The organism is uncultured Roseibium sp. (assembly GCF_963675095.2).
In the GTDB taxonomy this organism is placed as follows: domain Bacteria; phylum Pseudomonadota; class Alphaproteobacteria; order Rhizobiales; family Stappiaceae; genus Roseibium.
Genome location: NZ_CAXXSJ010000017.1, coordinates 30,262 through 56,176 on the forward strand (window position 1 = coordinate 30,262; position 25,915 = coordinate 56,176).

At 59.5% G+C, this 25,915-nt stretch carries 31 protein-coding genes, 1 tRNA gene and 1 pseudogene; 17 read left to right on the top strand and 16 right to left on the bottom strand.

Going from position 1 to position 25,915, the window contains the following annotated elements:
* Nucleotides 1-175: 175 nt before the first annotated feature.
* The 7 genes from ABIN98_RS06685 (at nt 176) to ABIN98_RS06715 (ending at nt 4,673) form a co-directional block, all read left to right on the top strand.
* Nucleotides 176-532 carry a hypothetical protein gene (locus ABIN98_RS06685; RefSeq protein WP_346908544.1) on the top strand — a complete coding sequence of 119 codons (357 nt, stop codon included), beginning with the start codon at nt 176-178 and terminating at the stop codon, nt 530-532.
* Between the two features lie 110 nt (nt 533-642).
* The gene (locus ABIN98_RS06690; RefSeq protein ID WP_346908545.1) at nt 643-1,050 is read left to right on the top strand and encodes a hypothetical protein; all 408 of its coding nucleotides are present in this window, start codon (nt 643-645) and stop codon (nt 1,048-1,050) included.
* A gap of 205 nt (nt 1,051-1,255) precedes the next feature.
* A complete protein-coding gene (locus ABIN98_RS06695; RefSeq protein ID WP_346908546.1) occupies nt 1,256-1,693 on the top strand; it encodes a hypothetical protein in 438 nt (145 codons plus the stop codon).
* The gene (locus tag ABIN98_RS06700; RefSeq protein ID WP_346908548.1) at nt 1,690-2,163 is read left to right on the top strand and encodes a hypothetical protein; all 474 of its coding nucleotides are present in this window, start codon (nt 1,690-1,692) and stop codon (nt 2,161-2,163) included. Before ABIN98_RS06695 ends, ABIN98_RS06700 begins: the two co-directional genes overlap by 4 nt.
* The gene (locus tag ABIN98_RS06705) at nt 2,150-2,722 is read left to right on the top strand and encodes a hypothetical protein (protein WP_346908550.1); all 573 of its coding nucleotides are present in this window, start codon (nt 2,150-2,152) and stop codon (nt 2,720-2,722) included. The genes ABIN98_RS06700 and ABIN98_RS06705 overlap by 14 nt, the downstream gene beginning before the upstream one ends.
* Nucleotides 2,723-2,826: 104 nt before the next feature.
* On the top strand, nt 2,827-3,570 hold the full coding sequence (locus ABIN98_RS06710) for a hypothetical protein (protein ID WP_346908552.1): 744 nt from the start codon (nt 2,827-2,829) through the stop codon (nt 3,568-3,570).
* Nucleotides 3,567-4,673 carry a hypothetical protein gene (locus ABIN98_RS06715; RefSeq protein ID WP_346908554.1) on the top strand — a complete coding sequence of 369 codons (1,107 nt, stop codon included), beginning with the start codon at nt 3,567-3,569 and terminating at the stop codon, nt 4,671-4,673. The genes ABIN98_RS06710 and ABIN98_RS06715 overlap by 4 nt, the downstream gene beginning before the upstream one ends.
* 14 nt (nt 4,674-4,687) lie before the next feature.
* On the opposite strand, the gene ABIN98_RS06720 is transcribed toward ABIN98_RS06715, so the two are convergent.
* Entirely contained in the window at nt 4,688-5,455 is a 768-nt protein-coding gene (locus tag ABIN98_RS06720) for an FkbM family methyltransferase (RefSeq protein WP_346908556.1), read from the bottom strand.
* Nucleotides 5,456-5,547: 92 nt separating this feature from the next.
* On the opposite strand from ABIN98_RS06720, the gene ABIN98_RS06725 reads away from it, so the two are divergent.
* The 6 genes from ABIN98_RS06725 (at nt 5,548) to ABIN98_RS06750 (ending at nt 7,313) form a co-directional block, all read left to right on the top strand.
* A complete protein-coding gene (locus tag ABIN98_RS06725; protein WP_346908558.1) occupies nt 5,548-5,766 on the top strand; it encodes a hypothetical protein in 219 nt (72 codons plus the stop codon).
* On the top strand, nt 5,753-6,220 hold the full coding sequence (locus ABIN98_RS06730; protein WP_346908560.1) for a lysozyme: 468 nt from the start codon (nt 5,753-5,755) through the stop codon (nt 6,218-6,220). Before ABIN98_RS06725 ends, ABIN98_RS06730 begins: the two co-directional genes overlap by 14 nt.
* A complete protein-coding gene (locus ABIN98_RS06735) occupies nt 6,217-6,576 on the top strand; it encodes a hypothetical protein (protein WP_346908562.1) in 360 nt (119 codons plus the stop codon). The genes ABIN98_RS06730 and ABIN98_RS06735 overlap by 4 nt, the downstream gene beginning before the upstream one ends.
* A gap of 25 nt (nt 6,577-6,601) precedes the next feature.
* Complete coding sequence (locus tag ABIN98_RS06740) at nt 6,602-6,811, top strand: hypothetical protein (protein ID WP_346908564.1); 210 nt, start codon at nt 6,602-6,604, stop codon at nt 6,809-6,811.
* Nucleotides 6,808-7,050, top strand: a complete 243-nt coding sequence (locus ABIN98_RS06745; protein WP_346908566.1) for a DUF6127 family protein — start codon at nt 6,808-6,810, stop codon at nt 7,048-7,050. The genes ABIN98_RS06740 and ABIN98_RS06745 overlap by 4 nt, the downstream gene beginning before the upstream one ends.
* 173 nt (nt 7,051-7,223) lie before the next feature.
* A tRNA-Ser gene (locus ABIN98_RS06750) sits at nt 7,224-7,313 on the top strand.
* Between the two features lie 13 nt (nt 7,314-7,326).
* Here the strand turns inward: ABIN98_RS06750 and ABIN98_RS06755 are convergent.
* Nucleotides 7,327-7,473 (bottom strand): hypothetical protein, encoded by a 147-nt coding sequence (locus ABIN98_RS06755; RefSeq protein ID WP_346908568.1) that lies wholly within the window; start codon nt 7,471-7,473, stop codon nt 7,327-7,329.
* Between the two features lie 227 nt (nt 7,474-7,700).
* Nucleotides 7,701-7,789, bottom strand: a pseudogene (locus ABIN98_RS06760) (transposase); the annotation flags it as partial.
* Between the two features lie 133 nt (nt 7,790-7,922).
* On the opposite strand from ABIN98_RS06760, the gene ABIN98_RS06765 reads away from it, so the two are divergent.
* Nucleotides 7,923-8,690 carry a class I SAM-dependent methyltransferase gene (locus ABIN98_RS06765; RefSeq protein ID WP_346908570.1) on the top strand — a complete coding sequence of 256 codons (768 nt, stop codon included), beginning with the start codon at nt 7,923-7,925 and terminating at the stop codon, nt 8,688-8,690.
* Nucleotides 8,691-8,807: 117 nt separating this feature from the next.
* Nucleotides 8,808-8,993 (top strand): hypothetical protein, encoded by a 186-nt coding sequence (locus ABIN98_RS06770; RefSeq protein ID WP_346908572.1) that lies wholly within the window; start codon nt 8,808-8,810, stop codon nt 8,991-8,993.
* 34 nt (nt 8,994-9,027) lie between these two features.
* Here the strand turns inward: ABIN98_RS06770 and ABIN98_RS06775 are convergent, their stop codons facing one another.
* Together ABIN98_RS06775 and ABIN98_RS06780 are read right to left on the bottom strand one after the other, a co-directional pair.
* Nucleotides 9,028-9,396: a hypothetical protein gene (locus ABIN98_RS06775; protein ID WP_346908574.1), complete on the bottom strand. Its 369-nt coding sequence runs from the start codon at nt 9,394-9,396 to the stop codon at nt 9,028-9,030.
* A 142-nt stretch (nt 9,397-9,538) separates the two neighbouring features.
* Nucleotides 9,539-10,984, bottom strand: coding sequence for a short-chain fatty acyl-CoA regulator family protein (locus ABIN98_RS06780; protein ID WP_346908576.1), 1,446 nt, complete (start codon nt 10,982-10,984; stop codon nt 9,539-9,541).
* 147 nt (nt 10,985-11,131) lie between these two features.
* Here ABIN98_RS06780 and ABIN98_RS06785 point away from each other — a divergent pair, with 147 nt between their 5' ends.
* A complete protein-coding gene (locus ABIN98_RS06785; protein ID WP_346908578.1) occupies nt 11,132-11,434 on the top strand; it encodes a helix-turn-helix transcriptional regulator in 303 nt (100 codons plus the stop codon).
* 88 nt (nt 11,435-11,522) lie between these two features.
* Here ABIN98_RS06785 and ABIN98_RS06790 read toward each other — a convergent pair whose 3' ends face one another.
* The gene (locus ABIN98_RS06790; protein WP_346908580.1) at nt 11,523-12,521 is read right to left on the bottom strand and encodes a hypothetical protein; all 999 of its coding nucleotides are present in this window, start codon (nt 12,519-12,521) and stop codon (nt 11,523-11,525) included.
* A 217-nt stretch (nt 12,522-12,738) separates the two neighbouring features.
* On the opposite strand from ABIN98_RS06790, the gene ABIN98_RS06795 reads away from it, so the two are divergent.
* Nucleotides 12,739-13,554, top strand: a complete 816-nt coding sequence (locus ABIN98_RS06795) for a cyclase family protein (RefSeq protein ID WP_346908582.1) — start codon at nt 12,739-12,741, stop codon at nt 13,552-13,554.
* Between the two features lie 46 nt (nt 13,555-13,600).
* Here ABIN98_RS06795 and ABIN98_RS06800 read toward each other — a convergent pair whose 3' ends face one another.
* From ABIN98_RS06800 to ABIN98_RS06845, 10 genes are all read right to left on the bottom strand, one after another.
* Nucleotides 13,601-14,623, bottom strand: a complete 1,023-nt coding sequence (locus ABIN98_RS06800; RefSeq protein WP_346908584.1) for an MBL fold metallo-hydrolase — start codon at nt 14,621-14,623, stop codon at nt 13,601-13,603.
* A gap of 191 nt (nt 14,624-14,814) precedes the next feature.
* Nucleotides 14,815-15,813: an SDR family NAD(P)-dependent oxidoreductase gene (locus tag ABIN98_RS06805; protein ID WP_346908586.1), complete on the bottom strand. Its 999-nt coding sequence runs from the start codon at nt 15,811-15,813 to the stop codon at nt 14,815-14,817.
* A 74-nt stretch (nt 15,814-15,887) separates the two neighbouring features.
* The gene (locus ABIN98_RS06810) at nt 15,888-17,453 is read right to left on the bottom strand and encodes a long-chain-fatty-acid--CoA ligase (protein ID WP_346908588.1); all 1,566 of its coding nucleotides are present in this window, start codon (nt 17,451-17,453) and stop codon (nt 15,888-15,890) included.
* A 2-nt stretch (nt 17,454-17,455) separates the two neighbouring features.
* The gene (locus ABIN98_RS06815) at nt 17,456-18,088 is read right to left on the bottom strand and encodes a TetR/AcrR family transcriptional regulator (RefSeq protein WP_346908590.1); all 633 of its coding nucleotides are present in this window, start codon (nt 18,086-18,088) and stop codon (nt 17,456-17,458) included.
* A gap of 144 nt (nt 18,089-18,232) precedes the next feature.
* Nucleotides 18,233-20,710, bottom strand: a complete 2,478-nt coding sequence (locus ABIN98_RS06820) for a CaiB/BaiF CoA-transferase family protein (protein ID WP_346908592.1) — start codon at nt 20,708-20,710, stop codon at nt 18,233-18,235.
* Between the two features lie 27 nt (nt 20,711-20,737).
* The gene (locus ABIN98_RS06825) at nt 20,738-21,877 is read right to left on the bottom strand and encodes an acyl-CoA dehydrogenase family protein (RefSeq protein ID WP_346908594.1); all 1,140 of its coding nucleotides are present in this window, start codon (nt 21,875-21,877) and stop codon (nt 20,738-20,740) included.
* A 23-nt stretch (nt 21,878-21,900) separates the two neighbouring features.
* Nucleotides 21,901-22,830 (bottom strand): SDR family oxidoreductase, encoded by a 930-nt coding sequence (locus tag ABIN98_RS06830; protein WP_346908596.1) that lies wholly within the window; start codon nt 22,828-22,830, stop codon nt 21,901-21,903.
* 31 nt (nt 22,831-22,861) lie between these two features.
* A complete protein-coding gene (locus ABIN98_RS06835) occupies nt 22,862-24,319 on the bottom strand; it encodes an NAD-dependent succinate-semialdehyde dehydrogenase (protein WP_346908598.1) in 1,458 nt (485 codons plus the stop codon).
* Nucleotides 24,312-25,493 carry a thiolase gene (locus ABIN98_RS06840; RefSeq protein ID WP_346908600.1) on the bottom strand — a complete coding sequence of 394 codons (1,182 nt, stop codon included), beginning with the start codon at nt 25,491-25,493 and terminating at the stop codon, nt 24,312-24,314. The genes ABIN98_RS06835 and ABIN98_RS06840 overlap by 8 nt, the downstream gene beginning before the upstream one ends.
* Nucleotides 25,490-25,915, bottom strand: a complete 426-nt coding sequence (locus ABIN98_RS06845) for a Zn-ribbon domain-containing OB-fold protein (protein WP_346908602.1) — start codon at nt 25,913-25,915, stop codon at nt 25,490-25,492. Before ABIN98_RS06845 ends, ABIN98_RS06840 begins: the two co-directional genes overlap by 4 nt.

Consider the following 25,915-nt stretch of genomic DNA (forward strand, 5'->3'; position numbering starts at 1 on the left):
GCATATGCGGGAAAGGCCGGGTGAGACGGTGATGTATAAACATCACGCTGTATGTAAGAACGTTCATTTCTTTTCCCGGACAAAGACCTTCGTGGTTCTCATCTCGGCGCTATTTGCGGTCCCGGCCGGATGTGCCGAACGATGGAACGTCCCTGATGTAAGCCTGGACAAGATCATGGCGGACAGTAAATGCGAGCAGGGACTTCTGCTGTCCGAATTGTCGGACGGCAGGAAAATCGGTGTGGCTGGATCACCTGCAGAAAAAATGGCGCAATTATATGATGAGTATTTTATTGCGTTGAGAGCCTGCGGACGGGCGGAAACCGCCGAGTTTCCTGTTTCCGAACGATGGGTATCCAATTGGTTTGGATATCCTGACCTCCCGCCTATTCCCTATCGATTGGAAAAGACGCGCTCGGGAAGGTTATGTGTCACCAGATCCGGCGCAGAGTGGGATTCCTATCGGAATAAGGCCAAATGGTACTGCGAGAAAATCGGTTGGGTGGATACTATTTCCGGGGCTGACAGATGACTGACGAACCGAAACACACAATTCGCATCGGCGAATTCAAAATACCCAAAACGCAGGCGTCTCATATCGTCATTACCGGCCATGACGAATTCGGTCATCAGATCTGGTAGATGAACGGGCTTTCCACCGACAGGGATGGCATCAGGATTGATATGGGTATGCCATGGGATACGACGGACGAGATCAAGGGGTACAGCGAAGGTTTTCCGTCGTTCGGCGGTCGTTTGGTCAACCAAACTGTGATCGTCATTGGAACGCCGGAAGAAATCGCCGAATTTCGCGAAAGGGGTGATCGCGTCATCAAACAGATCAACAGGCTTGATCTCGGCTATCTGGTTTTGGACCAAAACAGCAACAGTGTTGCAGGGACAATTCTGAGGTCCTTCGGAATTACCCCACAACAATTGCTGAACTCATCGAAATTTCATTTTCTGCGGCCGGTGCCCGGCTTCACGCGTAATCTGCCAAATCCGACCAGTTCCGCGCGCAGTAGGCCCAAGGCATATTGGGGATCTTGACCAGATTTCGCCGAACGATGATGCCGGCTGTGGGATATGGCTATCCGTTGGTTGTATCGACTTCCGGTAAGAGGTTATCCGCTGTTCTCGATTCGAGACATAAAAACGCCGTCTGAGAGCCATGTTGTTTCTCCAGCCGGCAGTAGCTTAATGGTGTTTATGAAAGAAGCTGCAAACCCTTCATTCCTATCGAAAAGTGGATTCCATGACCATCTATAGATTGAGACGTATTATAATGCCGATAGGTTTTATTTTATTTATATTTGGTCCATCTGTTTTTATTCCGTATATTTTTGATAGTTTTAATATAATACATCAACCGGCTACAGAATGTCCGGATAAGACCGATCAGGAGTTGTTTTGCGAGCAACGGTATTATGATGACGGCCATGTGAGAATTTCCAGCAAGGCGTCAGAGCTGCCAAACTGCTGCATCATGGAGCGGCAGTTTGTAGATTCCGGTTTGCTTTCCTACCGAGTGCGGGCTTGTGATGCAGGCGATCAATCCAAGGTGGAATGTGGAGCGGTAGAAAGCTACGGCATTTACGACTGGGGTGTCGGCGGCAGAGACCTGACCGTCGACCTGGGGTGGCGCGGGCACAAGAGCGAATACCTGTATGATTTGGAAGAGGGGGCGAGATGACGGATTTTGCTATCCCGATCGTCTGGGTAAATTATCCGATCACGACACCCTCTGGACCTGCCATTGGTGGGTTAGGACATGCCGGTGTCGTTATCGTGAACGGCTCTACCGGGCATACCAGATATTTTGAATACGGGCGCTATGATCATGATGCCGATGGCGACCCTATCGGAATGGTGAAAACGAGATCTGTTCCAAATCTTGCCATCGCCAATGACATTATTGATGGGAGAAGTTTACGGAATATGGTGGCCAGTCTGAATGCTTCGGCCGGCAAAGGAACGCCAGCTACCGGCGCTCTTCTTCCCCTGGATTCAGGTGGGTATGACGCTGCATTGTCGTATGCCTTGCAAGCCCAAGAAGATGAGGCCGGAACCCTCGGAGAATATAGTTGGTGGAATGACAATCATTGCTATTCGTTTGCCAAAGCAGTGGCTGCCGCGGGGGGGCTCATGGGTGGATTGGTTTGATGGTTTCTGGCTTTCTGACAACGTTCCATCTTCGGCAATGGCCGAACTGATTGCCAACAAGGGCGGATTTGTTATTGGGGGCCCTCAAGGCGACTTCTTGCTTGGCGGTGCATCACGCTATGCAACGGATTCGGGTTTCAATACCAGCTTCACACCCGACACGAAGATGCCTCCGGTAGATGGAACGCGAACACCGAATGAGGCGAAACGCCGGGAAAGCCGGGCGGTTGTGCCCGCTGCGGCTGACGATGGTGGGCAGGTGGCGACTGCCACACATGGGACTGTCTTGGACAGGCCCCTTCTCATCTCCCGGTCGACCTTCAATCTGTTCAGCGATCTCACGGCCATGACCTCCGCGGCATTGGAGCGGAATCGGCGGGAGAGCCGGCTGGCCTATGATGATTTGACCGATGGCGAAGCTTATGGGGCTCCAGCGGACAGTGCCCGGTATGTTGCCTCCAAGTTCGCGTCACGAGGTAATACGAACCCGCGCGATATGGCACCCGATAGCGCCATCCTCGTGCCGGAAACCAAGCCGGAGCTGCAGGACGGGCTGTAATATCCGGCCTTGACCGGCCGGCTTTCCAATCACATCCACTGCGGCCAGCCCGCAATCATCTGTGACCCCGCTTCGGCGGGGTTTTCTTATGGGACAGGACCCTCATGACAATTGGCGTTTTGACGGCCGGGCGCGCGCAGATCGCGGGCGACGGCGTGACGGATCGTGTCGACCTGGATTTCCAGTTCATCGACCAGAACAACCTTGAAGTCATCCACGTGGATGGGAGCGGCAACCGGACCGAATGGATCTACGGCCTGTCGCCCGGGGCGTGGTCCTATACCGGGGGTAACTTCGCGACGGGTACGGTGTATTTCACCGCGGCGGATCTTCAGAGCGGGGAGCAGCTGATCGTCTCGCTCACCAGCAGCTACAGCCAGCCTTACGCGTTCGACGGTGGCGAGATCGATCCGGCGGTGATCGAAAAGGCACTGGACCGCAGCGCGATCGACATGCAGTCGGTTGCGAACCGGGCTCTGTTCGAAAAGGACGGTGTCTATAACTTGGCGGGCACGCCTGTGACCGGGCTCCCGGATCCGGGCGATCCGGAAGACGCGGTCAACAAGCGAACGCTCGATGCGGTGACACCGGTTCTCGATGGCCTCGCGGCGAGTGCGGTCGCCAGTGCTTCGGAGGCGGCAAGCTATGCCGCTCTGGCAGACACCGCCCTGTCCGACGCAACGGACGAGGCTGCGGCGGCGAAAACGGAAGCGGATCGCGCTGCGACCCTGGCTGCAGGCATGGACGCTTTTCGGGACGCGTTTCAGAGCTACGGATATCTGGCGGACTGGGGGACGATCACGGAAGCCCCTGGCGACATTCTTGACTATGGAGACATCACGACATGAGCACGCGCATTCAAAGACGAGGCGGCACGGCAGCGGAACACGAGACCTTCATCGGCGCTCCGCGCGAAATCACGGTGGATACCACCAACAATACCCTTCGCTTGCACGATGGCACAACCGCCGGCGGGCACCCCGTAGTCATGAAGCGGGATGCGGGGGAACTGGGCGGTTACAGGAACAAGATCATCAATGGCAATTTCGAGATCTGGCAGCGGGGAGAGTCCGGGTTTGCCTCTGCTGGCTACTGCGCTGACCGGTGGTACTGGCGGCCGTCAACAGGCGGAACCGGAACGGTTATAAAGTCAGGTGTAAGTCTAGGCGGTATCGCCGAAATACCCGGCTCTCCGAGATGCTACGCCTATATCAATCAGTCCGTCGCAGGAACGGAGAGCTGTTATCTGGAGCAGCGGATCGAAGGCGTGGAGACTTTGGCGGGGCAGGAGGTTACGGTCACGGCCTATGTGAAGCCCGATGCGACAACAGAGATTTCCTTGGGCCTGGTTCAGTCTTTTGGGACCGGCGGAACACCATCTGGGCAGGTCTATACCGAGGTCATGCCCGTTGCATCTTATCCCTCGACCGGGTGGTCGAAGGTCCAGGCCAGGTTCACGTTACCTTCCATTTCTGGAAAAACGCTCGGCTCGGACGGCAATGACTACGTGGCGCTTCGGTTCAATTTCGACCCGACCGTGATTTTCACAGTGCGCTTGACCCATGTGTCTCTCATCAGGGGGGATGCGACCCCGGAGGACGACCCTTTCGAAGCGAGGCACAAGCAACAGGAACTTGCGTTTTGCCAGAGGTATTATCGGCGACGTGGCATCGGGATTTCTGCAGTTATCGATACAGAGTTGCAGGCATTTTTGTTTGGTGAGTTTGAGCACGAAATGCGTTCTGCACCGACAATTTCGCTGTTGGACACCTCGCCGACAATCGCTGTTCCTGGTGCAACATTTACCGGCAGTGGATCGGCGATTGATGACAGTAGCACTTCGGCCAAGGGGTTCTATTCAAGAATCAATGGCTTCACGGGAATGACGGGTGGTTACGGAGCATATATTCGTCAAGCCAATGACGTTTTTGCATTTGATGCCGAATTATAGGTAGTTGTTGGCGCTTATGTGGGGAAAATAAACAGTCGGTCTTTCCGCATATTGGCTGGAGCATTCGGGTGTTCCACCATGCCGAGGGATCTAAGTATTTCGGACGCCTGATCCTTTCGGAAGCCAAATGTGTTTTCATCATTGGCAGCCTGTTCAATCATTATAAGTGGCTTATGGTGTTTGATTGTCTCGAGAGCTCCCTCGACCACCGGAGATTCAAACCCTTCGACATCAATCTTTATGAAATCGACTTGTGGTATTTTGAGGCTGTCTATTGTTCGCACTGTGATCGGGCCAACTGTGATGTGTTCGGCATCAATGGTTTTCTCGCTTTCAACATGGGAGGTTTGCCCATGTTTGGTGTATAGGGTCAGATTTGTGCTTCCGAGCTTGCCGCCGACCGCGCATTTGTGCGCGACAGCTTGGGGGTATTTCTCTAGGTTTCTTCGGAGGGCTTCGTAAAGGTCCGGCGCGGGCTCAAAGGCGTGGACCGTATCAAAATGCCGTGAAAGATATGTAGCGGTTGTTCCAATATTGGCGCCAATATCAAGAGCACATGATCGCCTTTCCACCAGATCGACAACCTTCGCTAACTTGCTTGTGTCCTGATCTGGGATTCCGTCAATCCAGTCGTATTTTTGGTAACGGCGCACTTCTGAAAACGGAACCCAGAAATCATTGATACGGGAAATGTATCGGAGATTTTTTCGGCGAAAAAGATGGTCAAGCACAACGCCAAAGACTGAAGTGCTTGTTGAAACAGATACCTTTTTAATGCTCAAAATTCGGTCTCCAAGTTAACTTCTCTACCAGGGTAAAAATCCTCCGAAACCTGGACTTACAATAACGTCCGGAAACAATCCAAGGTAAAACTATGCTGATCCCCAATTGGCGGAAGGTGCTCCGGCGTGCCTGGAGCGTCCGCCTGATGCTGCTTGCCGGACTTCTGTCCGGTGTCGAGGCCGCCCTGCCGTTGCTGGGCGGCTTTTTTTTCATTCCGCCCGGCCTGTTTGCCGTGCTGTCCGGCCTGACGGTCGGCGGTGCGTTTGTGGCCCGGCTGCTTGCACAGAAGGATTTTCATGATGAAGACTAGAACCCGCCTGGCCGGTGCCGCGGCGGCTGGCGCCATTTCCCTTGTCGGGGCCTGGGAAGGGCTTCGGATGACCGCATACAGAGATATCGTTGGGGTGTCGACGGTCTGTTACGGCGAGACCCGGGGCGTGCGCCTGGGTGACCGGCATAGCAAGGCGGACTGCGATGCGATGCTGCTTGCCTCTCTCAAGCGCCACGAGGCGGGGATGCGGAAGTGCTTGAGGGCGCCAGACCGCATCCCGGTAAAGAGCTACATTGCCTTCGTGTCGCTGACTTACAACATCGGCGTGGGTGCGTTCTGCCGTTCGACGGCAGCAAGGCGACTGAATGCCGGGGATGTGCGTGGCGCCTGCGAGGCGGCGACATGGTTCAACAAGGCGGGTGGTCGCAAGGTAAGGGGACTGGTGAACCGGCGCGCGGCCGAGCATGATCTGTGCCTGGAGGGGGTGGAATGACGGCCTGGGCTATCCTGCGCTTGCTCTGGCGCTTCCTCACCAGCCGGACCGGTCTTGTCATTCTGATAGCGACAGTTCTGTTCTCCTGGCACGAGGTCGACAAGACGAGTGCGGTCCGCCGTGCCGTGGCCGGTTATGTGGCCGACGTCGAACTCGCAGCAAAGAACGCGGAGCTGGCCGAGTTGAAGCGGCGTTCGGCCGTGTTTGCATCCGCCAATAAAAACCTTCTCGATCAGGTCGCCCGGGCCAACGCAGATGCGGACGCCGCCAACCAGGAGCTAGAGCATTATGTCTCGACTGTCGCTGACGATTGCGCTGTTGACGGCGCTCTTCTTGAGCGCCTGCGTAACCAATAAAGAGCGCGCAGGACAAGCCGGTGCCATGCTTGGCACCGTCACCGCCCGGAAATCCTGGTCTGATCTTCCGGACGACTGCCGCAGACAGGAACGCTCCGGAGTGCGCACGGGTGAACCGCTGGACACGGCCCTGATCCGCACCGACAGGGCGCTCGGCCGGGCCAATGCACGGGTGAGGCGCTGTGCCGACTGGCATGACCGGGTTGGCGCGGGACTTGATGAGGGGACCGAATGACTGAAGAAGACCTGTACGATTTTGCCCGTAACGCCGGCCGGGAAGGGGCAAAGGAAGCCCTGCGCGCCCTTGGCGTTGACATGGACAATCCGCTGGAGGCCCAGAAAGACATGCATTTTCTGCGGGATCTGCGCAAAGGTACCAAAAGCATCAAGGGCAAAGCCGTCAACACGATCGTAGGGGCCTTCGCGCTGGCCGGTCTTTACAAGATCTTCGACGGGTTCCGGTGGGGGCCTTGAACTGGTTGGGGTGCTTCGGAATGCGCAAGGCTGGCGGCTAATTCGAACCTTGGGCCGCTTCGGTCTTCGTTCTTTTGGAAGCGAAAATGCCTGAAACCGCTTGGTGGAAAATGCCCGAAGACTGAAAAATACGCCTTGATCTGCGAGGCTTTGCCGCGTACACGAACCATACCGGAGAGGTGGCCGAGTGGTCGAAGGCGCTCCCCTGCTAAGGGAGTAGACGGGCAACCGTCTCGAGGGTTCGAATCCCTTCCTCTCCGCCATAACTCACTGAAATCATTTATCTTTTTTCTTCTTGCGTTGTGCCGTGCAGAGGGCGTCAGAACCGGCCAGTGTCAGATGTGTACCAACTTTTTTCTTTGCGCCAAACACTTCCTCGACCGTCTGCTCGACCTTTTCGGCCTTGGAGTAGGTGTCCATCATCAACCTAGGCGACGCCCAGCCGCCCTGTTCGGCGCCGGATATAGTGTCCCGCTTATGACGCACGAGCCACTCCGTCGCGTAGGTCGTGCGGTCGGATAAATGCGGTGGCGCGTGGGCAATTCCGGCGCGCTCGCACGCACGACGCCAACTTGGATAGACTGAGTGCCGGCTCTTGTATCCGAACAGGCCTCGGTCTGTAATGTTCTCTGCTCCAGGTCGATATATCACAGATCATAGCTCATGAAGCTGATGAGCCAAATTCCCTCCTCAACCTCCTTTATGCCGAACTCTGACCGGCGAGCACCGTGCCGGCGTTCTCCTAGCTTCCATCTGCTAGGATTTCACCCACAACGTTTAACCGTTGTATCTACTTTCCTTAATGTCTTCAGTTTACAGCTGGAGAAATCTTGATTATAAGAATTATAGCGTTGAGGCTAGGAATATATTGTATGCTAGGACTGTATGATAAAATAATAACGCTTATAAAGGCGAGAAAAACAGCAAAAATCACAGATCCAACAGAAGAGGAGATAAAGTTTACAGAAATTTACGACAATCATTCATGGGCTGGTGGTGAAGAGACGCGCAGCGGAAGCGGGTCTACGCTGAACTCCACCCAGAATACGGTGCCGTTACTGCAGAAGTTTATTTCTGATTACCGAATCCGGACTTTGGTGGATGTCGGGTGCGGCGACGGATTATGGATCCTTAAAATCATTCCTCTTCTGAAGCGATATCAAGGACATGACGTCGTTGCGGAACTTATAGAGAAAAACAAGATTCGCGCGAAAGAGCGAGGCCTACGCGGGGTGTCCTACAGCGTATTGAATCCAGTTCACGAAACACCCAAAAAAGCAGATGCAATTCTCTTCAGAGACGTTGCGATTCATTTGCCTAACGAGCTCATTATTAAAAGCTTTTCAAATTTCGTTGCATCCGGATCCAAATATCTCATTACGACGAACTTCCCCAACGAGCCCGAAACTAGCAAATTTTATGAGCGGCTAAACGGTCAGGTGCGCATCGGAAAATACAGACGGGTTGACTATTCAAAAGAGCCATTTTTGCTGCCGGATCCCATATTCAGAATTCAGGACAATGAGATCAATCCCGATGGCCTTATGGCTGGTAAGCATAAAAACAGAGAACTTGCAGTTTATCGCTTGGATCAAATAAAGGACAGAGTGAAAGAACTTCTAGATTCCCTCGATGGCTAGGCACTAGCCCCATATCGCAGCGCAAAAGTGGCCACTGGTAGGATTTGAGACGCAATTTGCAGGTGCTTCCTACTTCCGGGAAGCTCGGCCCCATTCATCGAATGGCGGGAACGGATATTGGAAGTTCCCGGTCTTGTGCCGGCGATCGATTGTTTCCTGAATGAAGGCATCGACAACGAGGGCAAGGCGGAACGCGCTCTCTTCATGCAGCTTCAGCGCCATGTCCCGCAGTTCCTGATCGTCGGCACTGTCCAGATCTTGGAGGATGGCATGGCATTGATGACGGCTCCGGATGAGGAGTGAATCATGTCCATCAGCCGCTGCATCTGCCGGTCGTTCACTTCTTCTTCTCCCCGTCGAAGATCGCGATGCAATCACCTGCAAACCGGTAAAGCCGGTTGCACCAGCGTGACGTGCTGTCGCCGTCGAGCATGACCGCCATGCGCTGGATTTCGTCGGCGTGACGTCTCAGACGGTCGATCTGTTCGCGCTTGTGGGGAAACAATTCGATGAACACGTCGTCGTAACGCAGGATCATCTCCGCCACCTTCAGGCCGCTGCCGACCATATAGGCACGGTGCTGCATCTGCTTGACCGGATCGAATTTTCCTGGTTCCGGCTGTTCCAGCAATTGATAAAACCCGATCACATTGATGCAGGGCGTCTGAAACAGGGCTTTGAGTTCGTCCCGGTGTTTTTGCGACATGACGGCCTCGAAAATCCGTTCGAAAGACCTAAGGCTAAAGAACTGTCTGAAAAACTGCAAGCAAGCACAGGATTCAATTTCTCTCGGCCTGCAATTCCGGTTTCGATGCGGCCTTCTTGCGATCAGTGCGTCTGCCGCCTCTTCATCGCATGGAGAAGGGAACGACACGGCGGGTCGTCGGATCGACAAGGAGTTCCTTGTCCAGGGCCGGAAACGCCCGGTCGGCGCAATTGTTTCTCGGGCAGATCCGGCAGTTGATGCCGATCCTGTCGGGGAAGGCCTTGGCCTTGTCGCTCGGGATCAGCCGATCCGCGTAGACCAGCAGGTCGGCGTATTTCGCCTCGCAGCCGAGGCCCAGGGCGTAGCGGCGCTGACGTCCGGTGTAGGAGGTAGCCTGCTTGGTGACGCAGGTCGCAAGGCAGACATAGGACGTGCTGTCGGGCATTTCGCCGAGCTGGACGGAAAACCGGCCTTCCGGCTTTTCGAAGGCTTCGTGCACGTTCCACAAGGGGCAGGAGCCGCCGTAACGGGCGAACTGGAACCGGGTCGCGCTGTGGCGCTTGATGATGTTGCCCGCCCGGTCCACCTTGAGGAAATAAAAGGGCACACCCTTTTCGCCGCTGCGCTGCAGGGTCGAGAGGCGATGACAGATCTGTTCCAGGCTAGCGCCACTCGTGGTGGCGAGGCGGTCCAGATCGTGGCGGTAGTCCCGGGCAAGGGCCGCAAACTTGCGATAGGGCAGAAGCAAGGCGCCGGCGAAATAATTGCGCAGCGCCAGTCGGCAAATATCGCTCGCCGGGGCGGTCGCAAAACTGGCCGCATCCAGATGCGCGGCGATCAACGGTTCCGCGGTCAATTCCGCGATTACATTGCCAAGGAGAAAGGCCTGTGTGGATCGGGGCACCGCGCGATTGAGAACGACGATCTTGCGTGCCGGATCGAAGCGCATGATCGCTTCCTCTTCAGCCCGGGCACCGTCGGAAATTTCAACGATGACATTGTGCTTCGCCGTCAGCCAGTTCGCCAGGACGGAAAACCGGTCGGCGTGCCATGCAAGGCCCAGTTCGTTCGCGAGGCTTTCTGCCGCTGTGTCGAGGTCGTCGACATAGTTGTCGGTATAGTGGAAATAGTCCCTGACTTCTTCATACGGTGAGGTCAAGCGTTTTGCAGGTTCGGTCTGCTGGCCGTGCATAACGATGGCGTCGTCGATGAAGGCCTGTTGCTCGCTCATGTGGCGCAGGGCGCTGTAGAGATCGAGAACGGTGCGGGCGAAATCCGGCGTGTGAATGGCCACGCTTTTCAATTCCTGCAGTCCGATCGAGCCGGAGTGAAACCGCGTGTCGGCAAAGGCTTCCGATAGATCGGAGACGAGGCGGTCGAGATCATTCGTCTCGAAACTGGAAAGGTCTGCACCGAATTCGCGGCTGACCGCGATCAGAACGCTAGCGGAAATCGGCCGGACATTGCTTTCAAGCTGGTTGACATAGGACGGCGACAGGTTGAGCCGTCGGGCAAAATCAACCTGGGACAGGTCAGCGCTTTCCCGGATTTTCCTCAGGATGTGCCCGGCGAACAGTTTCTTGGTCATGATTGTCAGCTCGTTTGCGAAGAATTTGCAAAATTGACTGTAACAATTTCACACTTTTCTTTCTCTGGAAAAAGGCCGAAAATCCACGCTAAATCTTGCGGCAGAGGGTTCGGACGAGCCTGGGACGGGCAGCGAAGGGAGAGAGCAATGGGACGGTTCGAAGGCAATCTGATTGTGGGCGATTTCAGCGCCTATACCGGCGGGACGGTATCACTTCGCCGCGTGAGTTTGCCGGATGTGTTTCCCGGACTGACGACCCGCCAGAGAGAAGTTCTGGAAATGCTTTCGACCGGACTGACCGACAAACAGATCGCCTATGAGCTTGGTATCAGCACCGCGACAGTCAAATGCCATTCCAGGGCGGCCGTTCAACGCATGGAGGCGAAGAACCGTATTCACGCGGTGGCGCTTTACGTGCGGGGGAAAGTCGAGCGTGAGCAGGAGCGCTGACCGGGCAGGATTGGCTTTGACTATCGATTTCCGGGAGGGTGGGCAGGCCCGAATGTGATGCGAGCCTGCCTTCGGCTTTCTGCAGAAATCAGTCCTGCGTGGACACGCCGTCCTTCACGATGACCTTGCCGTCGATCTCGACCGTGGGTTCGTGCATCACCAGATCGATGTGGATGTCGGAATTCACATCCTGATTGTAGACTAGGCCGTTGCCGACGGCGATGTGCAGGCGTCCGAGACCCTTCTTATAGGTGTTGCAGCTGTGGTCGTTGGCCTTGGCGTTGATGCCGAGCGCGATCTCAGCGATGTTGGCGCCGTTCTCGGTTTTTTCGACCAGCTTCCACAAGGCGTCTGCGACCGTCGGGTCACCGGTGATGCTTGTCGCAAGACCATTCTTCATTTCCACCACGACAGGTTCCTTGGGCCAGTCGAAGCCTAGCACCGGGCCGTCGATGACCGCGCGGCCGTTTGTCGTACCGACGACCGGCCCCTGATAGACTTCGCCCCAGTTCACCGGTGCCATGCGGCCCGGCTCGTGGGCGAAGTTGGAACGATGCGAGGGCTGGCCCTTGATGTTGGCGGTGAAATCCGTGCCGGCCGGCGTGGTGACGCGGACGGTTTCCCCAGCCTCGAAGGCCGCCTGCCAATCGTTGGCGACCTTGGACATGGCCGGATAATCGGCTTCGAGTACGGATTCGTGCAGCAGGTCCTTACGGCTGCGTTTGACCATGAAGACACCGCGGACCTGATTGGACCGAACCAGGCCGATCGGTACCTTGTGGTGGGGCAGGGGTGCTGACGTGGTGCGCGTCAGGCTAATGATGATGTCCTGGCCCGGCATCATCTTCTGAACCGCTTCGGGAAGATATTCGCTGCCGGGGGTTGGATTGTCGTTCATCTCGACGAGCAGGGTCTCCGCGCCGGCCTTGCGGCTACGGGCGGTGATAGCTGATACGATATCGCTGTTCTCAGCCACACCAGCCACGTCCGTGACGATCAGGACCTTCTCTCCCTTTTTCGTTGCCAGAAGTGTGTCGACGACGATGTTTGCGAGGCGCGTCACCTTTTCCGCTTCGGTTTCACTCATGATCTCTCGGCTTTTCGTTGTTTGAATTTCGCTACGATGAATATACCCATGGGTAGGCATTATCAACCAGAAAGCCCTTTAATGGCAACGATACGTGCGGAATCAGTTGGTTGACGGCGCTAATTGGCGCTGATATTCAATAATTATTCTACTTATAAGTAGGTTTTGGTGCTGAGAGGTCGCCTGCATGAACGATTTTGGGGAAAGGGCCCAGGGAATGACGGCCAATCAGGATCTGAACCTGGATGACTGGCGCCGCGCGGTCGACACCGTCTCTCGGGGCCAGGTCATCGAGCTTGGTCGGGAGTTCCATTCCGGCATGCCCCATTATCCGACCCATCCGGATTTCGAGATTTCCCTGTTTCGCAGACACGGAGACCGGGTTCGCGCAGACGGCGCAAGTTCTGCCAGCTGTCACTGGTCGTTCGGCGGGCATACGGGCACGCATATCGACGCGCTGTGTCACGTCTCCCAGTGTGGGGTCATGTTTGATGACACGCCGGTGGACAATGACCTGATTGAAAGTGGCAAAGCTGCGGGCGATGCGGCGGATTTTTCGGCCTATCTTCGCCGGGGTATCCTGTTTGATATTGCTGCTCTCGATGGCGTGGAAAGCCTTTCCGGCGACCGCCTGATCACGCCTGAGGATCTGGAAAAGGCCTCGGATGCGCAGGGGATCGACGTGCAGGAAGGCGACGTGGCCCTGATCCGCACGGGCTGGGGTCGGCACTGGGGCAGCGATACCTATATTGGCCACGAAACGCCAGGACCGGGATACGAGGCCGCGCTGTGGTTGGCCGATAGAGGCGTCGAACTGGTCGGCAGCGACACCGCCGTATTCGAGAAGGGGCCGGTTACCGAGGCGGCACCCGTCCACCGGTTGCTGTTGCTGGAGCGCCGGATCCGGATCATGGAGAACCTCGATCTGGAGGCCCTTTCGTCAGCGAAGGTCTATGCGTTCTTCTTCATGGCGCTACCGTTGCGCGTGCGCGGCGGGACCGCATCGCCACTGAGGCCAGTTGCCGTCTGCTGAGCGGCGACCGGGCGGGAAAAGCCGGAAAACTGGAAATCGGCTGTCGTCAGAGCGTCCGGGCGCGCAGGTGGCCGGTCGCATCCTGCTCCCACATCACTTTTCCCTCCGCGACCAGATAATTCAGATGGGCCAGCGTTTCGGAAAAGGCGAAGCTCATTTCGTGGGGAGAGAGTTCCCGGTGAAAGAGAACGGGGACGAGATCCGTGGCGGAAACCGCCTGGGTCCGGCAGGCTTCGACGATCAGTTCGCAACGCTCGTCGTGATGGTCTATCAGGGCCTTCGTGCGCTCATGCAGTCCGTGAAAGGGGAGGCGGTGGCCGGCAAGGACCAGAACTTCGTCGGGGACATCCCGGGCGATCCGGCCGAGTGAACTCAGGAAGGCTCCGAGCGGATTGCCCTGTGGCTCATAGGCGGGCACGGAGATGTTCGGGGAGATCTTCTCAATCACCTGATCGGCGGCGAGGAACAGACCGGCTTCCGGCTGGTAGAGCATCGCCTGTTCTGCACTGTGGCCATCGCCTGTCAGAACATGGAAATCCCGTCCGCCGATCTTGAGGACCATGCCGTCATAAAGCCTGCGATAGGACGCGGGCGGTTGCGACAGCATCCGCATGTACTGGTGGCCCTGGGTGCTGACGAGGGCGGCCACCTCGTCAGGCATGCCGTGGCTGGCATAGAAGCGCATGTATTCGGTTGCTGCCAGAAACTCCGGCGAATTGTAGAAATTCATGCAGGACAGGAAGCTGGTTGTGCTGGTCAGCAAAGGCGCTTCGAGCTTTTCGCACAGCCAGCCGGCAAGTCCGATGTGGTCGGGATGATGATGGGTGGCCAGCACCGCCGCGATCTTCTCGCCCTGCAAGGGCCCGGCGAGCAGAGCCTCCCAGGCGGCTTTCGTTTCCGGATTGGATATGCCGGTGTCGACCACGACCCAGCCATCGTCGTCGCGCAGGAAGTAGACGTTCACGTGATCCAGCCGAAAGGGCAGCGCAAAACGTGCCCAGAGCACTCCGGCCGAAACCTCGATCACCTCGCCGGGCGCGGGCGGCGTTTCGAACGGAAAGCGGATCATTCAGGGCTCCTCTGGCGGGGAAGATGCAACAGCGGCGGGAACATTCCGTCCACGGCGTGGTGGTGTGGCGGAAGTCTGACCATCGTACCCGAATACAATGTCGAGACCAGTCATCCCTTTCAATAAATGGCCCTGATGCGTCAGGGCCCGCAGAGTTTGATGGACCCGCGTCCGTCCGAAGCCGGTTCGGCTTACCGGGCCAGCAGCCGTTCGGTCAATTCCCACAGGCGATCGGCGTTTTCGGGTGAGGCGGCGTAGGCATGGACGCCGTTCATCGGCCGGTCCTCGTGCCAGGGGCCGGATTCGTTGCATTCCTCGAAATAGCGGCCGCCGACGCCCTCTGTCTCAGGGGCCGTGGCGATCCAGACCGCGGTTGCCGCGCATTGTTCGGGAGAGCGCCAGCGCGTCGTCACGTTGCCCTGATCGTCGACCCAGCCGAGATCCCGCTGCTCCTGATCGGTCAGGAAACGCTGCAGCCCGGTCATCGAGCCACCCGGGTTCATGGTGTTGGCGAAGATGCCGTCGCCCGAATACCGTTTCGTCAGGCCGAGAGCGAACAGGGCGCAGGCGGTCTTCGATTGGCCATAGGCCTCCCAGCGGTCATAGGGACGGGTGAGGTAGTCCGGGTCGTCATAGAGGATGTCCGACCGGCGATGGCCGATGGAAGACACCGTGACGACGCGGGCGCCGTTCCCGGCGCGGAGCGCGGGCAGCAGGCCCATGGTCATCCGGTAGTGGCCGAGATGGTTGATGCCAAGCTGAAGCTCGTGTCCTTCCGCTGTTCGCTTCAAGGGCGGCGCCATGACACCGGCATTGTTGATCAGAATGTCCAGCGGCTTTCCCGAGGCGACGTAAGCATCGGCGAACGCTTGAGCCGAGGCGAGGGAGGCAAGATCGATCTCCCGCGTTTCGACGGTTTCGCGCCCGGTTTCGGCGTTGATTTTCGCCGCCGATGCCTCCGCGCTCGCCACGTCCACATCGGCGATGGTGATGGCGGCACCCGCCTTGGCCAGGGCGCGGCTGATCTCGAAGCCGATGCCGTTGCCGCCGCCGGTAACGATGGCGGTCTTGCCGGTGAGGTCGCGTCCTTCAAGGGCTTGTTCGGCGGTGGTTTCGGCGTCGAATTCCGACGAGATCAGTTCCTGTCCGGCCCAGTTCAGGCGGACTTCTTCCTTTGTCGTGCTGGTCATCGACGCTCCTCCAAACCAGTTTGTTGTCAATTCAGGACTGCGTGCGGATGCCGGTGTTCGAACCGGCTGCACTGTCAGGCGATGGCGCGCGCCTGGCCTTTCCAGTAGGGCTCGCGCAACACGCGTTTGAGGATCTTGCCGCTGGCATTGCGCGGCAGTTCGGAAACGAATTCATACTGGCGCGGGATCTTGTAGCCGCCGAGCCGTTCCCGGCAGAAGGCAATCAGGTCCTCAGTGCCGATCGGCTTTCCAGACCGGGTGACGCAGACGGCGAGAGCGGCCTCGCCCCACTTGTCGTCGGGAACGCCGATCACGGCCACGTCACGGATGTCGTCGTGTTCCAGCAGCGCACTTTCGATTTCGTTGGGATAGATGTTGGTCCCGCCGGAGACGATCATGTCCTTGATCCGGTCCTGGAGAAAGACATAGCCCTCCGCGTCGATATAGGCGGCATCGCCGGAATGCAGCCAGCCGTCCCGGATGGTTTCGGCGGTCTTTTCCGGATTGCGCCAGTAGCCCTTCATGACGTTCGGACCACGGATCACGATTTCGCCCACAGTTCCAGGAGGAACTTCCTTGCCGTCCGGATCGACGATGCGCAGTTCGGCCAGGACCACGGCGCGGCCGGTGGATTTGAGCAGTTCGGGACGGCCCTGAAGTGCCTTGAGGTGATCGACCTCGTTGAGATAGGCGATGCCGCCACAGGATTCGCTGAGACCGTAACCCTGGATCAGGGGGCACTGGAAGGTTGCCAGCGCGCGGCGCAGGACCGGTTCGGCAATCGGCGCGGCTCCGTAATAGATGACCTCCAGGTGGCTGAAATCCATTTCGGCGATCTGCGGCAATTCCAGCAGGGTCTGCACGATCGAAGGGACCATGTTGACCGTGTTGATCTTCTCTTCCGAGATGGTCTTCAGGAAGATGTCCGAGTCGAAAAGCTCCATCAGGACGACGGTTCCGCCGTTGATGGCGGCGGTCATGATCCGCAGCACACCGGCGGCATGGTAGAGCGGGGTCGCCACCAGCGCTCTCTGGCCGGGCGAACGGCCGGCGATCGAGGCGCACATGGATTGCTCGACATGGGCGATGACGTTCTGGTGGCTGATCATGATGCCCTTGGGATGTCCGGTCGTCCCGCTGGTGTAGATCAGGTAAAGCATGTCGTCCTTGGTCAGCGCCGGGCGTGGGGTGTCCGTCGATGCGCTCTCAATGAACGCGTCCAGGGATTGCCAGCCGTCGCGCGGTTGTCCTCCGACACGGATGAAGCTCTCGATGCCGGACAGGTCAGGGCGAATGCCGTCGATCTGGTCGAGATAGTCCTCACCGCGCACGAACACCATGCTGACATCGGCATCCTGCAGGATCCAGAGCCATTCGCGCGGTGCAAGGCGGTAGTTCAGCATGACCGGGGCCACGCCAGCCTTGGCGCAGGCCATGAACATCACGCCCATGTCGATGTCATTCGTCGACAGGTAGGCAATGCGGTCGCCGACCTTGAGGCCCGCGTCGATCATCGCATTCGCCCACTTGTTCGCGCGGATATCCGCATCCCTGTAGGTCAGCGTGACGCCGTCCTGGACGAGGAAGGGAATATCCGGTCGACTTCTGGCGTGATATTCGAACCAGTCATGAACCCGCATTATCAAGAAGCTCCGTCATTTTTCTGGACACCTCGCGAGAAAAATTCGAGGAAGTCCTCGGCGATCATTTCAGGCGATTTGCGTCCCTTTTCGTCGAACCAGTAGCTGATCCAGTTGAACGCACCGAACATGGCGAACGACAGCATTCGCGGATCGCAGCTCTTGATCGAGCCGTCGGCGATGCCTTCGGCCACCATGCGCTCGACCTCGTGATTAAGGCGGCGGCGGCCTGTCCAAAGGACTTCCCGGCTGTTGTCGGTCAGGCTTCCGGGCGCGGTGGACCGGATCAGGCAGATGCCGAAATCGGAGGTCATGACACGCGCGTAGCGGCGGAACAGCATTTCAAGCCGTTCCCAGCCGTTGACATCGGCGGAGCGGACTTCATCCAGCAATTCGTGAAGTTCCTGGGTGGCGATGCGCGAACACTGGAAGATCAGGTCTTCCTTGTCGTTCAGGTAGTAGTACAGAAACGGCTTGCTTACCCCGAGCGCCTTGGCCACATCGGACATGGACGTGTTGTGGAATCCGCGGCTGTTGAAGAACGCCGCCGCCGCCTTGAGAATGGAAAGCCGCTTGGCTTCACGATCGTCTTCGGCGGTGGTCTGCCCACTGCCGGTCTTCGATTTTGCGGTCATCTTGCTCTCGCTTTTCTTGTTCGCTCTGCGAGTAGCATACTTCCGAGTAGGATTCGCCGCTACAGGGTCTTCGGCGGTGACCGCCGCCGGCTTACCCTTGATACTTCTGCCTGAATCCCGTGCCATGAGTGCCTCTTCCGTTTCTCAGACGACACTGGGGCGGTCGTAACAGAGGTTGCCATCGGACCACCAAACCGCACCCTTTGAGCGCAACTCTTCCAGGACCTCTCGCGGCAATGCCGCCAGAGCCGAAAGGATCTCGAGCGTGTCCTCGCCAAGGGCGGGCGCATGACGGAAACCTTGGCTGGCATGGCCCGACAGTTTGACCGGCGAACCTGCCACCTTCAGGCGGCTGCCGATCGGATGGTCGAAACTCACCAGCATGTCGCGCTGGCCAACATGCGGGTGGCTGTAGGCGTCCTTTATGGTCTCAACCTTCGCACCCGGTATTCCGAGATCCACATAGCGGCGTTGCCATTCGTCCGCAGGCGCCGTCGCCATGACGTCGGCGACCAGGACGTTGAGGTCGTTCTCATTGTCCTGCCGGTCTTTCTCGGTGGCGAAACGCGGGTCGTCGATCCATTCCGGGTGGCCGAAGGCGCGTGCGGCGGCAGGCCAGAACTGGCCGGTGATGCCGAGCACGAACCATTTGCCGTCACTGCATTTGAACGGGCCGTAGGGCAGGGCGCCGCTGCCGCCGCGCCGCTGCACGGCCGGATAGACGCGGCCGGACATGGCCGGCGCGACGCGGTAGCCGTGCATGGCCAGCTGTGCATCTAAAAGGGCGATGTCGATGGCGGCCGTGCGGCCTGTGCCGCTACGGCGATGAAGAGCGGACAGGATGCCAATGACAGCATAGAAGGCGCCGCCGATCCCGCCGATGGGATTGCCCCAGCGCACCGGCATGGTGCCGGGCTCACCGGTGCCGGTAATGCTCATGCCGCCGCCCAGGGCCTGGATGGTGGCGTCATAGGCGGGCAGGTGAGACCATGGTCCGGTCTTGCCGAAACCGGACACCGAGCAGACGATGATCTCCGGGTTTGCCGCCCGCAGGCTTTCAAGGTCGAGGCCGAGGCGCTGCATCACGCCCGCCTTATAATTGTCGTAGATCACGTCCGCCTGGCCCACGAGCTTCAGCAAAGTCTCCCGACCGGCATCGGTCTTGAGGTCCAGGCAGACTGACCGCTTGTTGCGGTTCAGTCCGAAGTAATAGGCAAGCGCGGGCGTGACCGGCAGGGATGCGGGGTCGACTGCCTCTGCCGATTTGACCGGCGGACGTTCGATCTTGATGACCGTAGCGCCGAGGTCGGCGAGCATCTGGGTGCCGAAGGTGCCGCTGGGCTCGTCGCCGCACAGTTCCAGGATCAGACGCCCTTTCAGCGGGCCGTCCTGCGCGGCAAGGCGGGCCACGGCGTCCCGGACAGGAGCGGGGTCGGTATCGTTCGGAGCGTAGGGGCGCTGGGCAGCCAGTTCACTTGCGGTATCGGTTCCGTCAGCGACGGGGGCAGTCAAGGCTGCTGCGGTTTCTCCGATGAAACGTACCGGGGTGCCGGCTGTGATGACGCCCTCGGCGCCTGGTCCCTCCATCTTCACCGCCATATTGCGGGCGCGGGCCTGCGGCTGTTCAAAGGCTTCGCGGATCGAGTTGACCTTGCCGACGGGCACACCGGCTTCAATCAGCCTGTCTTGCCATGTTTCTGCGGTTTCGCTTAAGAGCCGTTCTTCGATCAACGGTTCCAGGATGGCCTGGTTTTCCTGCCGTTTGGCGAGCGTGTCGAAACGCGGGTCGGCGATAAGCTCTGGCAGTCCGATCGTCTCGCAGAAGCGGCGCCAGAAATTGGAGGCAACACCAATCACGATCCACTTGTCGTCCCGGCACAGGAACGGGCCGTAAGGCACGGTACCGGCCCCACCGCGCCGGGGTTCCGGTGCTCCGAATTCGACGCCCGCGCCGAAGGCCTGGGGCACGCGGTAGGTGTTGAGCGCGAGCTGGCCATCGAGCAGTGAAATCTCGACCGCCTGTCCCTTGCCGGTGCGGGTGCGTTCCTCCAGGGCTGCCAGGATGCCGATGACGCCGTAGAACGATCCGGTGATGTCGCCGACAGGAACGCCCCAGCGGCAGGGCATGCCCTCGCTGTCGTTGGATCCGGTGATGCTCATGCCGCCGCTCAGCGCCTGAACGGTGACATCGTAGGCACCCACATTCGCCCAGGGACCTTCCGAGCCGTACCCGCTGATCGAACAGGTGACGATGCGCGGGTTGATGTGTCTTAGGGTGTCGTAATCAATGCCCAGGCGTTTGGTCACCGACGGACGGAAGTTGTCGTAGACGATATCAGCCCCGGCAACGAGCTTGAGGAAATCCGCCTTATCTGAAGCGTCCTTGAGATTGAGACAGACGCTCTTCTTGTTCCGCTGCAGGGCGAACAGGAAACCGTCCGCGTCGCTGACCGGATCCTCCGCCTTGCGGGCTTTCAGCGGCTGTGCCTTGTCGGGCGGGCAGATCCGTATGACCTCGGCCCCGAGAGAGGCGAGGATATCGGAGCCGAATGGGCCGGCCACCACGGTGGACAGGTCCAGAATGCGGATGCCGAACAGAGGACGGTTATCGGAGTTGGTCACGGGTGGTGTATTCCTCGGAGATGCCCGTTAAAGCGTACGGGCAATCAGCATCTTCATGATTTCGGAGCTGCCGCCGGCAATCCGGCGCACGCGGGCGTCGGTGTACATGCGGGCGATCGGCGTTTCGGCCATGTAGCCCCAGCCGCCATGCAGCTGCAGGCACTCGTCCACTACGCGGCATTGCAGCTCGGTGTTGAACAGCTTGGCGATTGCCGCCTCGTCGCTGGTCAGCTCACCCTTGATGTGCCTGGCGATGCAGTGATCCAGATGGGCCCAACCCACGGTCAGGTGCGCCTTCAGTTCGGCCAGCTTGAACTGGGTGTTCTGGAACTCGATCAGGGGCTTACCGAAGACAATGCGGTCCTTGACGAACTCAACCGTCGTGTCGAAGGCCTTTTGAGCCGAGGACATGGCGATGGTTGCGATCGACAGGCGTTCTTTCGGGATCTCGTGCATCACCTGCTTGAAACCGGCATTCTCCGTGCCGAGCAGGTTCGAGACGGGCACGCGCACGTCGTCGAAGAACAGTTCGGCGGTATCGGACGCCTTCATGCCGATCTTCTTCAGACGCTTGCCGCGGTCGAAACCCGGGCGCGTACCGTCGACCACGATCAGGCTGACGCCGTTGCGCCCGAGTTCCGGCGCCGTCTTGCAGACCACGATCACAAGATCGGCATTGATGCCGTTGGTGATGTAGGTCTTCTGACCCTTGATCACGAAGTCATCGCCGTCGCGCTTGGCGGTGGTGTTGATGTTCTTGAGATCGCTGCCGGCGTGCGGCTCCGTCATGGCGATCGCGCCGATCATCTCGCCGGTCACCATTCTCGGCAGCCAGCGCTGCTTTTGCTCGTCCGTGCCGAGCGCCTCGATATAGGAGGCGACGATGTCGGTGTGGGTCTGGATCGTGAAGCTCGACTGGCCGGTGTAGCCCAGTTCCTCGTCGATGATGCTGAGATGCAGGAAACCACCGCCGGCACCGCCGTATTCCTCGCTCACGGTGGGGCAGAGGATGCCCATTTCGCCGGCCTTGCGCCACAGCTCCTTGGGGATGATGCCGTCTTCTTCCCACTTGGCGATGTTGGGCATGAGTTCGGCCTGGAAGAACTTGCGGACTGCGCGGCGCAGCTCCTCATGTTCCGGTTCGTAAATCGCGCGATTTTCCATCATGGCGGTGATCTCCCGTCTTCCCCTCAGGATTCGGCTTCCGCCGGGGCGGGATTGGTGTAGCCCTGGAGCAGGGCGGAGGGCACCAGCTTGCGCAATTCTTCCGTGGTGAACGGGGCGTCGTCCGCCTTCACCAGGCTCGCCTTCATTTCCGGGTCGTTGTAGATGGCGACCTTGCGCTCCTCGACACGGAAGGCCTGACCGTTGATGTTGGCGGCATCGTCGGAACACAGATAGCTGACGAAGGGGGCGACATGTTCGGGACCGCCCATGTTGACCACGGCGTCGTAGCGCTCCTGTGTTACCAGTCCGGCCTCCAGGCGCTTGCGGAAGCCTTCCTTCACGGCTTCGTCCAGGGTTAGTCGGGTGGCGGCTGCCGGGCAGATCGTGTTGGCGGTGACACCGTATTTGCCCAGTTCACGGGCCATAGCGCGGGTCAGCGAGAACACACCGCCCTTGGCCGCGCCGTAATTGGCTCCGCCCACGGTACCGCGCCAGGCTTCCGAGCCCATGTTGATGATCCGGCCCCAGCGCTGCTCGCGCATGTAGCCGGCGGAATGGTGGATCATGGAATACTGGCCGCGCAGGTGAATGCCGACCACCAGGTCCCAGGATTCCACCGGCATGTTCCAGATCATCTTCGGGCGCAGGACGCCGGCATTGTTGACGAGGATGTCGACGGAGCCGAATTCGGACTTGCACAGCTCGACGGTGCGGCCGCAGGCCTCATGATCGTCGACGCTTTCGGCTGCGACGATCGCGGTTCCGCCGGCTTCGCGGATCGCTTCTGCCGCTTCCTCGGCCGGGGAGGCGCCTTCGGTCTCAATGCCGTCCTTGGCGAGGCCCGGATCCATGATCACGACCTTCGCGCCTTCGCGGGCCAGCTCTTCGGCGATGGCGCGGCCGATGCCGCGGGCGCCGCCGGTGACGATCGCTGCCCTGTTCTCGAATTTCATCTGTCGTCTCCTCGCATGATGGGAATGGCGCTCAGCGCGTCGAAGTCTTGTGTGAAACGGATTTCCAGGTGAGGTAGCCGTCGAAACACTGGGCGCCGCCCTCGCGGCCGTAGCCGCTGTCCTTGACCCCGCCGAAGGGGATCTCGGGCGAGGCGCCGCCGAAGTGATTGATCGACAGGATTCCGGTATCGATCCGGTCCGTGATTTTCGCGGCCGTTTCGGCCGATTGGGTAAAGGCGTAGGCCGCCAGGCCGAAGTCGGTGGCGTTCGCCCGGTCGCAAACCTCCTCGAGATCGGAGAACTTCTGCACGACGGCCACCGGGCCGAACGGCTCTTCACTCAGGATGCGGGCACTGTCCGGAACATCGGTCAGAACGGTCGGGGCATAGAAGGCGCCCGTCTCGCCGATCCGCTTCCCACCGGTGCGCCGCACCGCGCCGCAAGCAATCGCATCCCGGATCAGGTCGTCCACCGCCTGGAGACGGCGGTTATGGATCATCGGGCCCATTCCGGTGTCCGGGTCCATGGGATCGCCGACCACCAGCCGTTCGGCCGCCGCGACGAACGCGTTGACGAAGGTGTCGTGAATATCCTCGTGCAGGAAGAACCGGGTCGGCGAGATACAGATCTGGCCGGAGTTGCGGAACTTCGAGATCACAGACATTTCGGCCGCCTGGACCGGATCCGCATCGGCGCAGACGATGCAGGGCGCGTGGCCGCCGAGCTCCAGGATCTGGGGCTTCAGGTGCTTGCCGGCCAGAACGGCGAGGCTGCGGCCCACAGGCACCGACCCGGTGAAGGTCACCAGCCGCATGGCGGGCGAGGAAATCAGCTTTTCCGAAATCATCGCCGGCTTGCCGAAGACCATGTTCAGGACGCCTGCAGGCACGCCGGCTTCCTGGAAGCATTCCGCCAGAACAATCGCCGTGGCGGGCGTTTCCTCGGCTGGCTTGATGACGATGGTACAGCCGGAGGCGAGCGCTGCGCTGATCTTTCGCGCCGGCGAGGCGCCGGGTCCGTTCCAGGGCGTGAAGGCGGCCACCGGGCCGACCGGGAACCTGAGCGCCCTCTGGGTCACTCCGGCGGGACCGGGGATGACCTCGCCGAAGGTGCGCAGGCTTTGTTCCGCATGCCATTCCAGCAACTCGCCGGCGCGGCCGACTTCGGCGGGCCCATCCTTTACCGGCTTGCCGAGTTCCAGGGCCATCAGGCGGGACAGGTCGTCGGACCGGCTCCGGATAAGCTCGGCCGCCTTGCGCAGGATCGCGGCGCGCTTGCGCGGATGGGTAGCCCGCCAGAGCGGGAAGGCCCGGTTGGCGGCCACAATGGCGCGGTTGATATCGGCTTCCGAAGCCGCAGGCAGGAGGCCGAGTATTGCGCCAGTCGAGGGGTTCTCAACCGGGATCCGGTCTTCGCCGGTGCCATCGGTCCATTCGCCGTCGATCAAGAGCCGGAGTTCAGGATAGGAAGGCTGGGGCGTATCAGTCATTGGACAGGATCACCGTGCCTGCGGCGGCAAACTGCCGGCCCGGACCGTGGACAAGGCTCGTCCTGAGGCCGCTGACCTGTCGGTCGCCAGCTGTGCCGCGCAATTGCGCGACCGCCTCCAGGAGTGCGAACATGCCGTAGCGCCCCGAATGGCAATAGGACAGGCCACCGCCATTGGTGTTCATCGGCAGGTCTCCGCCGGGGCCGGTCTTGTAGATGGGTCTGCCGTCTGCGCCTTTGCGGGTTTCGGCCAGGAAAGGTCCGGACTCGCCCTTGGGCACGAAACCGAGGTCTTCCAGGAACATCATCGGCGTGAAGCTGAAGGCGTCATAGAGCATCAGGTGGTCGATGTCGGCGGGCGTCAGGCCGGCCTCCGCGAAGGCCTGGCGGCCGGAGACGACCGTGGAATCCGACGTGGTGAAGTCGCGCATCATGGCCACCTGACGGTGGGCTGCGCCTTCGCCGGTGCCCAGAATATGGATCGGCTTGTTCTTCATATCCCGGGCGCGCTCGGCAGAGGTGATCACAAGCGCACCGCCGCCATCGGCAACCAGGCAGCAATCGAGACGATTGAACGGGTAGCAGATCAGGGGAGAGGCCTCGACATCCTCCGGGGTGATCGATCCGGCTTGATGCATCAGCGCGCGCGGGTTCAACAGAGCCCATTCACGGGTGGCGGCGGGCACATGGCTCATCTGGCGCTTGGTCGTGCCGTATTGATGGAAGTGGCGCAGCACCGGCAGCGAATAGGTGGTCGGTGCACCCGCGGTGCCGAACGGGCTTTCGAACTGTCCGGCGGGGCTGGCAGGCGTGCCGGCCGCCTCCATGTCGATCCAGCTGCGTCCGCTTTCGCCGTGGACGACCAGCGCCACGTCGCAATAGCCGGCTGCAATGGCTGCAACCGCATGGCGGACGAAGATCATGTAGGAACAGCCGCCAACGCCGGTGCTGTCCACATAGCGCGGCACCATGTTGAGATATTCCGACAGCTCGTTCGGTCCGGCGACGGTGGTGAACAGCCCATCGACATCCGATAGCTTCAGGCCGGCGTCCGCCAGTGCATTCTTCGCCGCTTCCGCGTGGATCGCCAGGCGCGACATGCCCGGAAGCTTGCCGATCCGATCGGTTTCGGCCGCGCCTACGATTGCGGCGGTTCTGCTGAGTTTGCCGGTCATTGTTCAACCACCTTGAACTTGGGAAGGGTGATCTCGTCAGTGACATCGTCGAAATAGACCTCGACATCTATGTCGATGATCAGCTTCTCGGGTGTCGGATCGCCGTCCGTTTCCACGTTGCTCAGCATCCGCGGACCTTCCGCCAGTTCGATCACCGCGATGACGTAAGGCGCTGTCCGGCCTTTGGCCGGCTTGTGGTTGATGACGTAGGTGTGCAGCTTGCCCCGCCCGCTGGCCGGCCGCCATTCCAGGTTGGACGACAGGCAATGCGGGCAGATCGAGCGCGGATAGAAATGAGGCTCGCCGCAGTCGTCGCACCAGGGCAGAAGCAGCTTGTGGGCGCGGGTTCCGTCCCAGAAGGGCTTTGTTTCCGGGGTGGGGCGGGGCAGGGCGCCCTCATCGGATTTTGCAGCATCAGCCAT

Coding starts and splice junctions, on each gene's coding strand:
- ABIN98_RS06690 (WP_346908545.1), top strand. CDS start 643: ATGAACGGGCTTTCCACCGACAGGGATGGCATCAGGATTGATATGGGT.
- ABIN98_RS06715 (WP_346908554.1), top strand. CDS start 3,567: ATGAGCACGCGCATTCAAAGACGAGGCGGCACGGCAGCGGAACACGAG.
- ABIN98_RS06780 (WP_346908576.1), bottom strand. CDS start 10,984: ATGACCAAGAAACTGTTCGCCGGGCACATCCTGAGGAAAATCCGGGAA.
- ABIN98_RS06695 (WP_346908546.1), top strand. CDS start 1,256: ATGACCATCTATAGATTGAGACGTATTATAATGCCGATAGGTTTTATT.
- ABIN98_RS06825 (WP_346908594.1), bottom strand. CDS start 21,877: ATGATGGAAAATCGCGCGATTTACGAACCGGAACATGAGGAGCTGCGC.
- ABIN98_RS06815 (WP_346908590.1), bottom strand. CDS start 18,088: ATGACCGCAAAATCGAAGACCGGCAGTGGGCAGACCACCGCCGAAGAC.
- ABIN98_RS06765 (WP_346908570.1), top strand. CDS start 7,923: ATGCTAGGACTGTATGATAAAATAATAACGCTTATAAAGGCGAGAAAA.
- ABIN98_RS06795 (WP_346908582.1), top strand. CDS start 12,739: ATGACGGCCAATCAGGATCTGAACCTGGATGACTGGCGCCGCGCGGTC.
- ABIN98_RS06775 (WP_346908574.1), bottom strand. CDS start 9,396: ATGTCGCAAAAACACCGGGACGAACTCAAAGCCCTGTTTCAGACGCCC.
- ABIN98_RS06735 (WP_346908562.1), top strand. CDS start 6,217: ATGACGGCCTGGGCTATCCTGCGCTTGCTCTGGCGCTTCCTCACCAGC.
- ABIN98_RS06835 (WP_346908598.1), bottom strand. CDS start 24,319: ATGACTGATACGCCCCAGCCTTCCTATCCTGAACTCCGGCTCTTGATC.
- ABIN98_RS06685 (WP_346908544.1), top strand. CDS start 176: ATGGCGGACAGTAAATGCGAGCAGGGACTTCTGCTGTCCGAATTGTCG.
- ABIN98_RS06730 (WP_346908560.1), top strand. CDS start 5,753: ATGATGAAGACTAGAACCCGCCTGGCCGGTGCCGCGGCGGCTGGCGCC.
- ABIN98_RS06840 (WP_346908600.1), bottom strand. CDS start 25,493: ATGACCGGCAAACTCAGCAGAACCGCCGCAATCGTAGGCGCGGCCGAA.
- ABIN98_RS06800 (WP_346908584.1), bottom strand. CDS start 14,623: ATGATCCGCTTTCCGTTCGAAACGCCGCCCGCGCCCGGCGAGGTGATC.
- ABIN98_RS06845 (WP_346908602.1), bottom strand. CDS start 25,915: ATGGCTGATGCTGCAAAATCCGATGAGGGCGCCCTGCCCCGCCCCACC.
- ABIN98_RS06725 (WP_346908558.1), top strand. CDS start 5,548: ATGCTGATCCCCAATTGGCGGAAGGTGCTCCGGCGTGCCTGGAGCGTC.
- ABIN98_RS06830 (WP_346908596.1), bottom strand. CDS start 22,830: ATGAAATTCGAGAACAGGGCAGCGATCGTCACCGGCGGCGCCCGCGGC.
- ABIN98_RS06790 (WP_346908580.1), bottom strand. CDS start 12,521: ATGAGTGAAACCGAAGCGGAAAAGGTGACGCGCCTCGCAAACATCGTC.
- ABIN98_RS06700 (WP_346908548.1), top strand. CDS start 1,690: ATGACGGATTTTGCTATCCCGATCGTCTGGGTAAATTATCCGATCACG.
- ABIN98_RS06810 (WP_346908588.1), bottom strand. CDS start 17,453: ATGCGGGTTCATGACTGGTTCGAATATCACGCCAGAAGTCGACCGGAT.
- ABIN98_RS06710 (WP_346908552.1), top strand. CDS start 2,827: ATGACAATTGGCGTTTTGACGGCCGGGCGCGCGCAGATCGCGGGCGAC.
- ABIN98_RS06785 (WP_346908578.1), top strand. CDS start 11,132: ATGGGACGGTTCGAAGGCAATCTGATTGTGGGCGATTTCAGCGCCTAT.
- ABIN98_RS06805 (WP_346908586.1), bottom strand. CDS start 15,813: ATGACCAGCACGACAAAGGAAGAAGTCCGCCTGAACTGGGCCGGACAG.
- ABIN98_RS06740 (WP_346908564.1), top strand. CDS start 6,602: ATGCTTGGCACCGTCACCGCCCGGAAATCCTGGTCTGATCTTCCGGAC.
- ABIN98_RS06755 (WP_346908568.1), bottom strand. CDS start 7,473: ATGATGGACACCTACTCCAAGGCCGAAAAGGTCGAGCAGACGGTCGAG.
- ABIN98_RS06745 (WP_346908566.1), top strand. CDS start 6,808: ATGACTGAAGAAGACCTGTACGATTTTGCCCGTAACGCCGGCCGGGAA.